The sequence below is a fragment of the Variovorax sp. Soil_C_39 genome, from assembly GCF_057656815.1.
In genome coordinates this window covers 39,453-53,054 of the sequence record NZ_JBDGJQ010000012.1, presented here as the reverse complement: position 1 = coordinate 53,054, position 13,602 = coordinate 39,453, and the positions used below count along the sequence as shown (strand labels likewise).

The following is a 13,602-nucleotide window of genomic DNA, read 5'->3' as shown; positions in this document are numbered from 1 at the left end:
AGGGGATTGTGCGCGCCTCAGGGCGCGGGCGGCGTCGGCAAACCGCTCGCCATGGCGGCCAGCCAGCCGCCCACGCGTTCGGGCATGCTGCGCAGGTGGCCGGGCGGCAGCCCGAGCGGAAAGCCCACATGCCCGCCATGCGCCGGCTGCCAGAGCGTGACCTGCGGCGCGACATCGGCAGGGCCCGGCAGGCTCTCGGCTGGAATGAACGGGTCGTTGCGTGCGTTCACCACCAGCGCGGGCACGCGGACCGCGCGCAAGAGCGGCTTGGACGAGCCCCGCGCCCAGTAGTCGTCGGTGCCGCGAAAGCCGTGCAGCGGCGCGGTGAAGACGTCGTCGAATTCATAAAGACTGCGCGCCGCCAGCAGTCGCTCGCGGTCGAACAGACCCGGAAACTGCGCAAGCTTGGCCAGCGCCTTGGGCTTCATGGTCGCGAGGAACATGCGCGTGTAGACCAGGCGGTTGAAGCCGCGGCCGATCGCCTGGCCGCCCGCCGCGAGGTCGAGCGGCGCGCACACCGAGGCCACGGCGGCCACGACGGCGCGCGCGCTCTCGCCCGCCTCGCAGGCCCAGCGCAGCAGCGCGTTGCCGCCGAGCGAGACGCCCGCGGCCAGCACCGGGCCGCCGCCCTGGCGCACATGCTGGTCGCGCAGGCGGCGCAGGATCCAGTCGATCTCCTCGTGGTCGCCAGAATGGTAGGCGCGCGGCGCGAGGTTGAGTTCGCCGCTGCAGCCCCTGAAATGCGGCACCGCGAACGCCATGCCGCGCTCGCTTGCGAAGGCGGCGAAGGCCTCGGCATAGTGGCTGCGCGACGATCCCTCGAGCCCGTGGAACAGCACCAGCAGTGGTCGCGCGCCGGGCTGCGACGCGAGCGGCTCGGCAAAATCCACGTCGATGAAGTCGCCGTCGGGCGTGGCCCAGCGTTCGCGGCGGTAGGCCGGGGGCGGCCCATGGAAACGCCGGGCATAGAGCGCCGGCCAGATGGTCTGCAGGTTGCCGCCGGGCAGCCAGCGCGGGGCCGCGTAGTCCACCGGAATCCTCCGTCAGTGCAGCGTCTGGGGCGACTCGCTCGCGTCGTTCGGTTCGCGCGCGCTGCCGGGGCTCGCATGGTGCGCCACGAGGCGCCAGCCCTCGGCGGCCTTGTGATAGACGTTGGTGGCGAGCACGAAGGCGTGCCGGGGGCCTTCGGCCGTGAGCACCTCGATGCGTTCGAGCACGTTGTGCACCGCGCTCCCGAGCGACTCGATCTTGCGCACGCGCGCCGGCGTGGCATGAATGGCGCCGTTCGCGAACATCTGCTCGAAAGCCGCGCGGATCGCCGTCGCGCCGACCAGCCGGGGACCGCCCGGATGGACGCAGAACACCTCGTCCTCGTCGGCCCAGCAGGCCATCAGCGCATCGATGTCGCCGCGCTGCAGCGCCTCGTAGAAGGCGGCTTCGACGTCGTCGGCGGTGCCGCCGACGGCCGCGGCCGCACGGAGTGGTGTTTTGGGCATGGCGTGATTTTGCCGCGCCGCCCGTGACGGCGGTGCTGCACCCCTTCTCATTCCCCCACGGGCAGACCCAGCCAACGCGCGGCCACGGCCTGCATGTCGCCCTGCGCGGCCTGCCACACCAGTTCGGGCGACGCCACGTGCACGCCCGGCGGTGCGATGCGCAGCGCGAGCTCGACGAGGGCGGCCACCTTCGACGCGCGCACCGGCTGCTCGCTGCTCGGCACCATGTAGCGCAGCGTCGACAGCATCCATGCGGCCAGCCGCTCGGCAGGGTTGGCGAGGCGCGCGTCGACGGGCTTGCGCGCCGAGCGCACGATGATCACGCGCTGGAAGCCGCAGGCCACGACCGCATGCTCGTCGAGGTTCGCCAGGCCGCGCTTGAGCGCCTCGGGCAGGCGGCCCTGGTCGTGCGGCTGCACGATGGCCAGCGTGCGCACGCCACTCGCACGCAGCCAAAGCGCCAGCGCGGGCAGGTCGCCGGGCTGCGGTGCCCAGAAGGCGCGCTCGCGGTCGTGGTAGAGGCGCGGCGGATCGAAGGCGACGACGGCGGTATCGGCCGGCGCCAGCGGCCATTGCGCGAACGGCACGGCCGGGTCGGCCATGCAGGTCTCGACGCCGCGCATGCCATCGCGCACCGGCTCGCTGGCCAGGAGCCGCACGCGCGCGAAGCGCTTGTTGCCGGCAAAAAGATGCAGCAACTCCTGACCCAGCGCACCGGTGGCCCCGGCGATCAGCACGGTGCCCATGGGCGCCTTCGCTGCGGGCGGCAGTGCGCGGTTTGCGGCCTGCAGGGCCTGGAGGGGATCGAGGGACATGGCCGGCTATGCTACCTTCCGGCTCTTCTGCGGAGGTAATGCAAATGATGTTCGTGAAACGCTGGTTCCTGATTCTTGCCGCTGTGCTCTCGCTCAGCGGTTGCGGCTACAACCAGTTCCAGTCGCTGGACGAAGCCAGCAAATCGGCCTGGAGCGAGGTGCTCAACCAGTACCAGCGGCGCGCCGACCTGGTGCCCAACATCGTCGCCACCGTGAAGGGCGAGGCCAGTTTCGAGCAGGACACGCTGACCCAGGTGATCGAGGCGCGCGCCAAGGCCACGTCGATCCAGGTCACGCCCGAAACGCTCAACAACCCCGAGGCGTTCAACAAGTTCCAGCAGGCGCAGGGCGAGCTGTCGTCGGCGCTGTCGCGGCTCATGGTGGTGTCGGAGCGCTACCCCGAACTCAAGGCCAACCAGGCCTTCCGCGACCTGCGCGTGACGCTCGAGGGCACCGAGAACCGCATTACCGTGGCGCGCAACCGCTACATCCAGACGGTGCAGGAGTACAACGTGCTGGCGCGCAGCTTCCCGACCAACCTCACTGCGATGGTCTTCAGCTACGACCCGAAGCCCAACTTCTCGGTACAGAACGAAGCGCAGATCTCGACGCCGCCGACGGTCGATTTCTCGGCGCCGAAGAAGTAACACGGCCGGTCGATGGGCTTCGCCCTGACGATTCGCCACGCGCTGGCCGCCGTCCTGCTGGGGGCGGCCGCGTGGGCCGGTCTCGTGGCCACGGCCGCGGCCGCGGCGCAAGACTTGCTGCCCGTGCCCGCGCTCACCGCGCGCGTGATCGACCAGACCGCGACGCTCGGTGAAGCCGAGCGCGCCGAACTCGACGCCAAGCTCGCCGCCTTCGAACAGCGCAAGGGCTCGCAGATGGTGGTGCTGATGGTGCCCACCACCGCGCCCGAGGACATCGCGAGCTATGCCAACCGCGTCGGAAATGCCTGGAAGATCGGCCGCCGCGACGTCGGCGACGGCATCCTGGTGATCGTGGCCAAGGACGACCGCCGCATGCGCATCGAAGTGGCCAAGACGCTCGAGGGTGCTGTGCCCGACCTGGCGGCGATCCGCATCATCGACGAGGAGATGAAGCCGCGCTTTCGCAACAACGACTTCGCGGGCGGCGTGAATGCGGCCGTGGCCCGGCTGATCGGCCTGGTCGACGGCGAGGCGCTGCCCGAGCCGTCGCAGGGAGGCGGTGCGGGCACGGGCGATGGCGACATCGACTGGGAAAACCTCGCGATCTTCCTGTTCATCGGCGTCTTCGTCGCGGCGCCGATCCTGCGTTCGATGGCGGGCAAGAAGCTCGGCTCGGTGGTGATGGGCGGCGGCATCGGCGTGGTCGCATTCCTCATCACAACCAGCGTGGTCATCGCGGTGCTGGCGGCCATGGCCGCCTTCATGGTGTCGCTGTTCTCCGCCGTGGCCGCATCGAGCCCGCGGCTCGGCAGCCGCAGCGGTCGCAGCGGCGCGAGCACCGGCGGGTTCGGCGGATGGGGCGGCGGTGGTGGCGGCGGCTGGAGCAGTGGCGGCGGTGGCTTCAGCTCCGGCGGTGGCGGCGATTTCGGCGGCGGCGGCGCCTCGGGGGATTGGTAGGCATGGCAGCAGCAGCAACGACGACGACGACCCCAGGCTTCTTCGGCAAGCTGGGCCGCATCTGGCGCCATCGGTGGATGGACGAGTCCGACGTGCGGCGCGTGCTCCCCCCCGACGCCCTGGAGCGGCTGGGCGCGCGCGTGGCCGCGAGCGAGCGCCGCCACAGCGGCGAGATCCGCATCTGCATCGAGGCGGGACTGCCCTGGTCGTACCTGCGGCGCCACGCCGCGCCGCGCGAACGCGCCGTGACGCTGTTCGGCAAGCTGCGCGTGTGGGACACCGCGAACAACAACGGCGTGCTGATCTACCTGCTGCTGGCCGAGCACGCGATCGAGATCGTGGCCGACCGCGGCATCAGCGCGCAGGTCGATGCGGCCGAATGGGCCGCCATGGCCCGGCGCATGGGCGCGGCCTTCCGCGAAGGCCGCTTCGAGGACGGGCTCACGCAGGCGCTGGGCGAGGTCTCGGCGCTGCTGGTGGCGCACTTTCCGCTGGCCGACGACCAGCCCGACAGCAACGAACTGCCGGACGAACCCGTGGTGCTCTGATTTTTGTCTTTCTCCCTCCCCCGCCGGGGGAAGGAGCCGGATTCGTTAGCCCTCGCCCGGCAGCGCCCACACCGCGTCGCCACCCACCGCATGGAAGCGCCGCCCCGGCGCCCGCTCCACCAGCCAGCCGCCCGTGAACTCGCCGAAGGCCGGCAGCACCGCCTGGCCCGCCTCGCTCACGAAACACGGCAGTCGCACGCTGTCGCGCCCCGGCCCGTAGAGCCGGCACACCGGGTGCAGGTGGCCTGCCAGCACGAAATGGCCCGCATGCGGCTGCGGATGGTGGCAACAGGCGAACGGGCCGAGCAGCCAGGGCTCGTCGACCACGTCGATGGCGAGGGCCGCGGGCGGATCGCCAGCGCGGCTGTCGTGGTTGCCGCGCACCAGCGTCATGCCGACCTGCGCATGCATCGCGCGCCAGTCGGCCAGCGCCGCGAGCACCTCGCGCGTGCGCGCCTGCGCCGCGTGCAGGAAGTCGCCCAAAAACACGATGCGCTGCGGCGCGAGGCGCGCGATCAGCGCGTCGAGCCGGGCCAGGTTCTGCCGCGTGGTGCCGCCGGGCACGGGCTGGCCGAGGGCGCGGTAGGTCGCGGCCTTGCCGAGGTGCAGGTCGGCCACGAACAGCACGCGCGCGTCCGGCCACCAGACGGCGCGCTCGGGCAGCAGGTGCAACGACGCGCCCGCCCATTCGACGGCGAGCGCGGCGGCGGGGGCATGCGGGGAACTCACGGCTTGCATTTTCGCCCGGCGGACCCCAGTTCGTCGGTATGACCGGATCGCAACCCCTGCACATCGTCTGCCCACACTGCCACACCACCAACCGCGTGCGCGCGGACCAGTTGGGCAGTGCCCCTGACTGCGGCAGCTGCCATCGGCCGCTGTTCGCGGGCCATTCGACGGCCCTGCCCGACGAGAGAACCTTCGACCGGCACATCGCGCGCAGCGAGATCCCGGTGCTGGTCGACTTCTGGGCGCCCTGGTGCGGCCCCTGCCGGCAGATGGCGCCGGCCTACGAGCAGGCGGCGGCGCAGCTCGAGCCGCAGGTGCGGCTCGCCAAGGTCGACACCGAGGCGGTGCCGGCGCTGGGCACGCGCTTCAACATCCGCAGCATCCCGACGCTCGCGCTGTTTCGCGGCGGCCGCGAGGTGGCGCGGCAGGCTGGGGCCATGGGCGCAGCGGACATCGTGCGCTGGGTGAAGACGCACGGCGCCGGCTGACGCGGCAAGGTTGCTCACAGCGGCGGCAAGGGCCGGGAGCGCTGTGACGGCGGCCTGCGCGCGCGGCGCGGCGCCGCCGGCGCTTTGCCCGGGCCTTCCTGCCCGAAGGCGAGCGTGCCCTTCACGCGCTCCACGCCGCCGGCCGTGACCACCCCGCCCGCGGCTTTCTCGAGCTGCTCGACCATGCGCGCGATGCGGTCGGCCACGTTCTCGTTCGAGAGCTTCTCGCGGAACAGCTCGACCATGAGCGGGAATGCAAATGGCGTCGGCCGCTCGAGCGGCTGGAGCACCAGCCGCTGGCCCGCCATGCGCGCGAGGCTCGCGCCGAGGCGTCCGATCTCGAGCTCCTGCGCGAGCAGTTCCTGCTCGGCCTGCAGCAGCAGCCGGTTGGCCGGGTCGTACTTGCGGAACACCTCCCAGAAGAGCGATGACGAGGCCTGGAGCTGCCGGCTGCTGCGCTTCTCGCCCGGGTAGCCCTGGAACACCAGGCCGGAGACGCGCGCGATCTCCCGGAAACGGCGCTGCGCGAGTTCGCCCGCATTGAGCGAGGCCAGCACCTCGTGCAGCAGTTCGGCGTGCGCATCGTCGCCCTGCGGCAATGCCAGCACCTGCGGCAGCAACGCGGGCCAGTCGACCGGCACCGCGCTCAGCAATTCGAAGCCGTAGTCGTTCACCGCGATCGAGAAGGTGCGGGCCTCGTGCTGCGCGACGCGCCATGCGAGCAGGCTCGCGAGCCCCATGTGCACCTGCCGCCCCGCGAAGGGGTAGAGGAACAGGTGCGAGCCTTCGCGCGTGGTGAGCGTCTCGGCGAGCAGGGTCTGCGGGGTCGGCAGTGCCGACCATTGCTGCTGGATGTCGAGCAGCGGCCGCACGCATTGCAGCTCGGGCGAGCCGTAGCGTCCCTCGCCGGCCAGTGCGAGCTGCTGCACCACGGCGTCGGCCAGCGTCGACGAGAGCGGCATGCGCCCGCCGTTCCAGCGCGGCACCGCGGCGCGCTTGCCGGTGGCGCGCCGCACCCAGGCCGTCATGTCGTGGATGCGCACGAGTTCGAGCAGCCGCCCGCCGAAGAGGAAGCAGTCGCCCGGCTTCATGCGCGCGACAAAACTCTCCTCGACGCTGCCGATGCGGCCGCCACCGAGGTACTGCACCGCCATGCTCGCATCGCTCACGATGGTGCCGATGTTCATGCGGTGGCGCCGCGCGAGCCGCGTGTCGGGCACGCGCCACACACCCTCGGCATCGGGAATGGCACGCCGGTAGTCGGGGTAGGCCGCGAGCGAAGGCCCGCCCTGCGACACGAAGTCGAGGCACCAGGACCAGCTCTCGCGCGAGAGCCCGGCATAGGCCGCCGTGCCGCGCACCTCGTCGTAGAGATCGTCGGGGCGGAAGCCGCCGCCGAGCGCCACCGTGACCAGGTGTTGCACCAGCACGTCGAGCGGCTGCTGCGGCGTCTGGCGCGCCTCGATGTGACCGGCGGCGATGGCCGCGCGCGCTGCGGCGCCTTCGACCATCTCGATGCTGTGCGTGGGCACCAGCGTGATCCGCGACGGGCGTCCCGGCGCGTGGCCCGAGCGGCCCGCGCGCTGCAGCAGCCGCGCCACGCCCTTGGGCGAGCCGATCTGCAGCACGCGCTCGACCGGCAGAAAGTCCACGCCGAGGTCGAGGCTCGAGGTGCAGACCACGGCCTTGAGTTCGCCGCTCTTGAGCCCGAGCTCGACCCATTCGCGCACCGCGCGGTCGAGCGAGCCATGGTGCAGCGCGATGGTGCCGGCCCATTCCGGCCGCGCCTCGAGCATGGCCTGGTACCAGATCTCGGCTTGCGAACGCGTGTTGGTGAACACCAGCGTGGTGCTGCTCGTGGCGATCTCGTCGAGCACCTGCGGCAGCATCGTGAGGCCCAGGTGGCCGCCCCACGGGAAGCGCTCGGCGCGGCCCGGCAGCAGCGAATCGACGACGAGCTTCTTGGGCACCGCGCCTTGCACGAGCACGCCCTCTTCGCTCTTCGCGCCACCCAGCAGGGCATGCATGGCTTCCTGCAGGTTGCCGAGCGTGGCCGACATGCCCCAGACCGAGAGCCCGGCATTCCAGCGCCGAAGCCGCGCGAGCGCGAGCTGCACCTGCACGCCGCGCTTGTTGCCGAGCAGCTCGTGCCATTCGTCGACCACCACCATGCGCACATGGCCCAGCACCTCGCTGGCGTCGGCGCGTGCGAGCAGCAGCGACAGGCTCTCGGGCGTGGTGACGAGCGCCGTGGGCAGGCGCTCGTTCTGCGCGCTGCGCTCGGCCGACGAGGTATCGCCGCTGCGCGCACCGGCGCTCCAGCGGTGGTGCGCCTCGGCGCCGAGCGCCTCGAGCGGCTGCTGCAGCGCGCGCAGCGTGTCAGCGGCGAGCGCGCGCATCGGCGTGATCCACAGCACCGTCAGCGGCGGGGCGATGGTCTTGCCGCTGCGCGACGGTAGTGCGGGCGCCGTCGAGAACGCCTGCAGTGCGCCGAGCCACACGGCGTAGGTCTTGCCCGCGCCCGTGGTGGCGTGCAGCAGGCCGGACCTTCCTTCGACGATGGCCTTCCACACCTCGCGCTGGAACTTGAACGGCTTCCAGCCGCGGCCTGCGAACCATGTGTCGAGCGCGGCCTTGACGTTCTTGCTCCTTCCCCCTTTGGGGGAAGGTTGGGATGGGGGCTCGCGGCCTTCGAGCGACGGCTGACGCCGGATGCGCCGCCTGCCCCCACCCCTGCCCTCCCTCAAAGGGGGAGGGAGAGAGTCGGGGTCCGATGCAGCGTTCATACCGGCAGCAGCGCCGCCAGCGTCTGCAGCGTGTCGGCCTCTTCCACCGGCTTGTCCTCGCGCCAGCGCAGCATGCGCGGAAAGCGCACCGCGATACCGCTCTTGTGGCGCGTGCTGCGCGCGATGCCCTCGAAGCCGAGCTCGAACACCAGCGTGGGCGCCACGCTCTTCACCGGGCCGAAGCTTTCGACCGTGGTCTTGCGGATGATCGCGTCCACACGCCCCATCTCGGCGTCGGTGAGGCCCGAGTAGGCCTTGGCGAAGGGCACGAGCTTGCGCCCCTCCTGCCCGGGCGGGCCGTCCCACACCGCGAAGGTGTAGTCGCTGTAGAGGCTCGCACGCCGGCCGTGGCCGCGCTGCGCATAGATCAGCACCGCGTCGACGCTGAGCGGATCGATCTTCCACTTCCACCAGACGCCCACGTCCTTGGTGCGGCCAACGCCGTACTGCGCATGGCGGCGCTTGAGCATCATGCCTTCCACGCCCATGCTGCGCGCCGCCTCGCGCTGGCGCGCCAGGTCTTGCCAGTCGGCGCCGTCGAGCACGGGGCTCGGCAACAGCGAAGGATGCTGCAGCTGCGCGACGAGCTCGTCGAGCCGCGCGCGACGCTCGGATTGCGGCAGCGCGCGCAGGTCGCGCCCTTCCCATTCGAGGATGTCGTAGGCCAGCAGCACCACCGGAACCTCGCGCAGCAGCTTGGCGCCGAGGGTCTTGCGCCCGATGCGCTTCTGCAGCTCGGCAAAGGGCTGCACGCGACCGTCGCGCCAGACGGCGATCTCGCCGTCGAGCACCGTGCCGTCGGGCAGCGCCTCGCCCAGCACGGCCAATTCGGGAAAGCGCTCGGTCACGAGTTCTTCGCCGCGCGACCACAGCCAGACCTCGCCCGCGCGCTTGACGAGCTGCGCGCGGATGCCGTCCCACTTCCACTCGACGATCCAGTCCGAAGGCGGGCCGAGCGTGGCGTCGAACTGGTCGAGCGGCAGATTGAAAGGATGCGCGAGAAAAAACGGATAGGGCTGGCCGCTGGTCTTCAGCACCTGCTCGGCATCGGACTCGGGCGCGATCAGCGCGCGATAGTCCGCCGCGCGCGGACGGCCGCCGATGTGGGTGTAGCCCATGAGCCGCTGCGCCACGCGCTTGGGATCGATGCCGCCCACGGCCGCGAGCGCCTGCGTGACCTGCAGTTTCGAGACGCCGACGCGGAAGGCGCCGGTGATGAGCTTGAAGTACACCAACCTCTCCTCGGCCGCGAGCCGGGCCCACTGCGCGCGCAGCCGCGAAGGCAGCGCGTCGGGCGCCGACTTGCCGGCCTCACGCAGCGGCAGCAGGTGGTCCTCCACCCACGCTGCCAGGCCGAGGTCGTGCGCCTCGGTGGGCAGCGGCAGCAGCAACGCGATGGTTTCGGCCAGGTCGCCGACGGCGTCGTAGCTTTCGTCGAACAGCCACTCGGGCAGGCCCGCCGCCTCGCGCGCGAGCAGCCGCAGCAGCTTGGTCGGCACCAGCTGGCGCGGCTTGCCGCCCGCGAGGAAATACACGGCCCATGCCGCATCGGCGGGATCCGCTTCGCGCAGGTAGCGCTGCAGCACGGCCTGCTTCGCGAGGTTCGAGGTGCTCGCGTCGAGCTCGCGGTAGAGCGCGGCGAAGTCCTTCATGGTTTTGCTCCTTCCCCCTCCGGGGGAAGGTCGGGATGGGGGCCGGCGGCGGCGGATACGTCCTGATCGTCCTCGTCGCCATACTCCGTCTTGAAGCCCTGCGCATCGAGCCCGTTCTCGCGCAGCCAGCGCACCATCACCTGCACGCTGCCGTGCGTGACGAACACGCGCTCGGCACCGGTGCCCGCGATGGCCTGCTGCAAGCCGGGCCAGTCGGCATGGTCGGACATCACGAAGCCGCGGTCCACGCCGCGCCGCCGGCGCGTACCGCGCAGCTGCATCCAGCCGCTCGCGAACGCATCGGCATGCTGGCCGAAGCGCTTCATCCACGGCGTGCCCTGCGCCGAGGGCGGCGCCAGCACGAGCGCACGTTTCAGCAAGGCCGCATCCACGCCCGGATCGGTGACGCGCAGCGTCGCGGCCAAGGCCACGCCCGCCGCGCGGTACACCGCGTTGAGCGGCTCGACGGCGCCATGCACCACGATCGGCCCGATCGACGCGTCCACGCCGTGCAGGATGCGCTGCGCCTTGCCGAAGGCATAGCAGAAGAGCACCGATGCGCGTCCGGCTTCTGCGTTGGCGCGCCACCAGGCGTCGATCTCGGCAAAGAGCGCGGCCTGCGTGGGCCAGCGGTAGATCGGCAGGCCGAAGGTCGATTCGGTGATGAAGGTGTCGCAAGGCACCGGCTCGAAGGGCGCGCAGGTGCCGTCGGGCTCGGTCTTGTAGTCGCCCGACGCCACCCACACGCGCCCGCCGTGTTCGAGCCGCACCTGCGCCGACCCCAGCACATGGCCCGCGGGATGCAGCGACACGCGCACCCCGTGGTGCACGATGGCCTCGCCATACGGCAGCGTCTGCAGCGCGATGTCGGCGCCGAGCCGCGTGCGCAGTGTGCCGGCGCTGTCGGCGTGGGCCAGGTAGTGCACATGGCCGATGCGCGCATGGTCCGAATGCGCATGCGTGATGACGGCGCGTGCCACCGGCCGCCAGGGGTCGATGTAGAAATCGCCGGGCGGGCAATACAGCCCCTCGGGCCGGGCGACGACGAGATCTTCTGCAGCGGGCATGGCACGCCATCGTAGGCGCCGCAGGGCTGTCTTGCCGCCGAAGCTCGGCCGCGATGCGGTGTGGGCCGGCGCCTACTTGGCGTCGGCGGCTGGGGTTACCAGGCGGTCCACTTCGCGTCGCTGGCCGCCGAGGCGACCGTGCGCTCGATGAAGCGCACGCCGCGCGCGCCGTCTTCCACGCGCGGATAGTCGGCCGCCAGGGCATCGAACGGCTGGCCGGCGAGGCGCGCACGGATGTCGGCGGCCACGCCGGCATAGATGTTGGCGAAGGCCTCGATGAAGCCTTCGGGATGGCCGGCCGGCAGCCGGCTCGCGCGCTGCGCCGATTCGCAGAGCCAGGGCGCGCCGCGCGTGAGGATGCGCTTTGGCCCGTCGTGCGGCAGGTGCACGAGCTGGCTCGGCTGCTCCTGCCGCCAGGCGAGCGTGCCGAGCGTGCCCGAGATGCGCAGGCGCAGGTCGTTCTCGAGGCCGGTGTTGATCTGCGAGGCGATCAGCACGCCGCGCGCGCCGCCCCGGAAGCGCAGCAACAGGCTGCCGTCGTCGTCGAGCATGCGGCCCGGCACCAGCGCACCGAGGTCGGCGCAGAGGCTCTCGATCTCGAGGCCGGTGACGCTTGAGACGAGGTTCTCGGCATGCGAGCCGATGTCGCCGATGGCGCCCGCGGCGCCGCTCTTCGCGGGGTCGGTGCGCCAGTCGGCCTGCTTGTTGCCGCTGCCTTCGAGCTGGCTCGCGAGCCAACCCTGGTTGTATTCGACGACGATCTTGCGGATCTCACCGAGTTGGCCTGAGCGCACCATCTCGCGCGCCTGGCGCACCATCGGGTAGCCGGTGTAGTTGTAGGTCACGCCGAAGACCGTGCCCTGCTTCGCCACGCTCGCCACCAGCGCATCGGCCTGCGCGCGCGTGTGCACGAGCGGCTTGTCGCACACCACGTGGAAGCCGGCCTCGACGAAGGCCTGCGCCACTGGAAAGTGCACGTGGTTCGGCGTGACGATCGAGACGAAATCGATGCGCTCGTCCGGGGGCCGCGCCAGCTCGTCGGCTAGAAGCGCCTGCCAGTCGCCGTGGTTGCGGTCGTCGGCAAGGCCGAGGTCGGCACCCGACGCGCGCGCCTTCTCGGGGCTCGACGACAGCGCGCCCGCGACAAGCGTGATCTGGCCGTCGAGCGCCATGGCCTTGCGGTGCACTGCGCCGATGAAGGCGTCGCGGCCGCCGCCGACCATGGCAGCGCGGAGCTTGCGAAGGGGTGTGTCGCTCATCAATCTTCTCGATCTTGCTGGCTTGGTCGTTGTTCCCTCTCCCTCTGGGAGAGGGTTAGGGTGAGGGCATCGGCGCTGGCGCGCGCACGGCGTTTGCCATCGCTGCCGCCCTCACCCCGACCCTCTCCCGGAGGGAGAGGGAGTGAAGCGATCGGCCATCGGGCCGATGGCATTCAGAACGGCGAGTTCGGGTGGTAGAAGTCCTTCGCGTTCTCCTTGGTGATCAGCACCGAGGGAATGATCGTCGTCGCGGGCAGCTTCTCGCCCTTCAGCCGCGCTTCAGCCGTGAGCTTGATCGCGTCGTAGATGAACTTGGGCGAGTAGCTCACGTCGGCGCCGATGCGCTTGTCCTTGCCGTCCATGATGGTCTTGACCATGCCCTTGGCGCCCGCGCCGCCGAACACGATCTTGATGTCGTCGCGCTTGGCCTGCTCGATGGCCTTGAGCACGCCCACGGCCATGTCGTCGTCGGCGGCCCAGATCGCGTCGATCTGCTTGAAGCGCGTGAGGTAGTCCTGCGTGACCTTGAAGGCGTCGTCGCGGTTCCAGTTGGCGTACTTGGCGTCGAGCAGCTTGATGTCTGGATGGTTCTTGAGCACGGCGTTGAAGGCGTCCATGCGCTCGTTGTCGAGGGTGGTGGCAATGCCGCGCAGCGCGACCACGTTGCCCTTGCCGCCGAGCTGCTTGACGATGTACTCGGCCGGAATGCGGCCGAAGGCGGTGTTGTCGCCGGCCACGTAGGCGTCCTGCGCGCTCGTGTCGGTCAGGCCGCGGTCGACCACGGTCACGTAGGCGCCCTTGGCCTTGACCTGCGCCACCGGCTTGGTCAACGCGGCCGATTCGAACGGAAACACCACCAGCGCGTTGATCTTGGTGACGGTCGAGAGGTCTTGCAGCTGGTTGGCCTGCTCGGGCGCGTTGGCCGCGGTCTTGATCGTGATCTTCAGGTCCTTGTGCTGCTTCTCGAGGTCCTTCTTCGCCTGGTTGGCCCAGTAGTTGATGCCGCCCATGAAGCTGTGCGTGGCTGCGGGGATCGAAACGCCGAGGTTGACCTTCTCGGCGGCGAGTGCGGGCAGGCTGGCGAACGCCGCAGCGGCAACTGCCGTGAGTGCGAGGCGTCGGGTGAAAGTCGTCATGCTGGATGTCTCCTCTTGGTGG

Annotated in this window: 13 protein-coding genes; 4 read left to right on the top strand and 9 right to left on the bottom strand. The window is 70.8% G+C overall.

Features of this window, described 5'->3' with window-relative positions; all coding sequences use genetic code 11:
* Positions 1-17: 17 nt before the first annotated feature.
* From AC3A6J_RS23990 to AC3A6J_RS23980, 3 genes are read right to left on the bottom strand one after another with little or no spacing between them, the layout of a single operon-like run.
* Positions 18-1,031, bottom strand: coding sequence for a YheT family hydrolase (locus tag AC3A6J_RS23990; protein WP_487862502.1), 1,014 nt, complete (start codon positions 1,029-1,031; stop codon positions 18-20).
* A 12-nt stretch (positions 1,032-1,043) separates the two neighbouring features.
* Complete coding sequence (locus AC3A6J_RS23985; RefSeq protein ID WP_487862501.1) at positions 1,044-1,496, bottom strand: YybH family protein; 453 nt, start codon at positions 1,494-1,496, stop codon at positions 1,044-1,046.
* A gap of 47 nt (positions 1,497-1,543) precedes the next feature.
* The gene (locus AC3A6J_RS23980; protein WP_487862500.1) at positions 1,544-2,311 is read right to left on the bottom strand and encodes a Rossmann-fold NAD(P)-binding domain-containing protein; all 768 of its coding nucleotides are present in this window, start codon (positions 2,309-2,311) and stop codon (positions 1,544-1,546) included.
* Positions 2,312-2,358: 47 nt separating this feature from the next.
* Between AC3A6J_RS23980 and AC3A6J_RS23975 the strand changes: the two genes are divergently transcribed.
* Genes AC3A6J_RS23975 through AC3A6J_RS23965 form a run of 3 tightly spaced genes read left to right on the top strand, consistent with a single transcriptional unit; the run spans position 2,359 to position 4,463 of the window.
* Positions 2,359-2,958 carry a LemA family protein gene (locus tag AC3A6J_RS23975; protein WP_487862552.1) on the top strand — a complete coding sequence of 200 codons (600 nt, stop codon included), beginning with the start codon at positions 2,359-2,361 and terminating at the stop codon, positions 2,956-2,958.
* A 12-nt stretch (positions 2,959-2,970) separates the two neighbouring features.
* Positions 2,971-3,915 carry a TPM domain-containing protein gene (locus AC3A6J_RS23970; RefSeq protein ID WP_487862499.1) on the top strand — a complete coding sequence of 315 codons (945 nt, stop codon included), beginning with the start codon at positions 2,971-2,973 and terminating at the stop codon, positions 3,913-3,915.
* Positions 3,916-3,917: 2 nt separating this feature from the next.
* A complete protein-coding gene (locus tag AC3A6J_RS23965) occupies positions 3,918-4,463 on the top strand; it encodes a TPM domain-containing protein (protein ID WP_487862498.1) in 546 nt (181 codons plus the stop codon).
* Positions 4,464-4,508: 45 nt separating this feature from the next.
* Here AC3A6J_RS23965 and pdeM read toward each other — a convergent pair whose 3' ends face one another.
* Positions 4,509-5,201: a ligase-associated DNA damage response endonuclease PdeM gene (gene pdeM / locus AC3A6J_RS23960; protein ID WP_487862497.1), complete on the bottom strand. Its 693-nt coding sequence runs from the start codon at positions 5,199-5,201 to the stop codon at positions 4,509-4,511.
* Between the two features lie 29 nt (positions 5,202-5,230).
* Here pdeM and trxC point away from each other — a divergent pair, with 29 nt between their 5' ends.
* The gene (gene trxC, locus AC3A6J_RS23955; protein WP_487862496.1) at positions 5,231-5,680 is read left to right on the top strand and encodes a thioredoxin TrxC; all 450 of its coding nucleotides are present in this window, start codon (positions 5,231-5,233) and stop codon (positions 5,678-5,680) included.
* A 14-nt stretch (positions 5,681-5,694) separates the two neighbouring features.
* Here the strand turns inward: trxC and AC3A6J_RS23950 are convergent, their stop codons facing one another.
* The 5 genes from AC3A6J_RS23950 to AC3A6J_RS23930 all read right to left on the bottom strand — a co-directional run bounded on the left by AC3A6J_RS23950 (position 5,695) and on the right by AC3A6J_RS23930 (position 13,580).
* Positions 5,695-8,466 (bottom strand): ligase-associated DNA damage response DEXH box helicase, encoded by a 2,772-nt coding sequence (locus tag AC3A6J_RS23950; RefSeq protein ID WP_487862495.1) that lies wholly within the window; start codon positions 8,464-8,466, stop codon positions 5,695-5,697.
* Positions 8,463-10,118: an ATP-dependent DNA ligase gene (locus AC3A6J_RS23945; protein WP_487862494.1), complete on the bottom strand. Its 1,656-nt coding sequence runs from the start codon at positions 10,116-10,118 to the stop codon at positions 8,463-8,465. Before AC3A6J_RS23945 ends, AC3A6J_RS23950 begins: the two co-directional genes overlap by 4 nt.
* The gene (locus AC3A6J_RS23940) at positions 10,115-11,185 is read right to left on the bottom strand and encodes a ligase-associated DNA damage response exonuclease (protein ID WP_487862493.1); all 1,071 of its coding nucleotides are present in this window, start codon (positions 11,183-11,185) and stop codon (positions 10,115-10,117) included. Before AC3A6J_RS23940 ends, AC3A6J_RS23945 begins: the two co-directional genes overlap by 4 nt.
* 95 nt (positions 11,186-11,280) lie before the next feature.
* Positions 11,281-12,444, bottom strand: a complete 1,164-nt coding sequence (locus tag AC3A6J_RS23935; RefSeq protein ID WP_487862492.1) for a Gfo/Idh/MocA family protein — start codon at positions 12,442-12,444, stop codon at positions 11,281-11,283.
* Between the two features lie 173 nt (positions 12,445-12,617).
* Positions 12,618-13,580, bottom strand: a complete 963-nt coding sequence (locus AC3A6J_RS23930; RefSeq protein WP_487862491.1) for a substrate-binding domain-containing protein — start codon at positions 13,578-13,580, stop codon at positions 12,618-12,620.
* Positions 13,581-13,602: the final 22 nt, after the last annotated feature.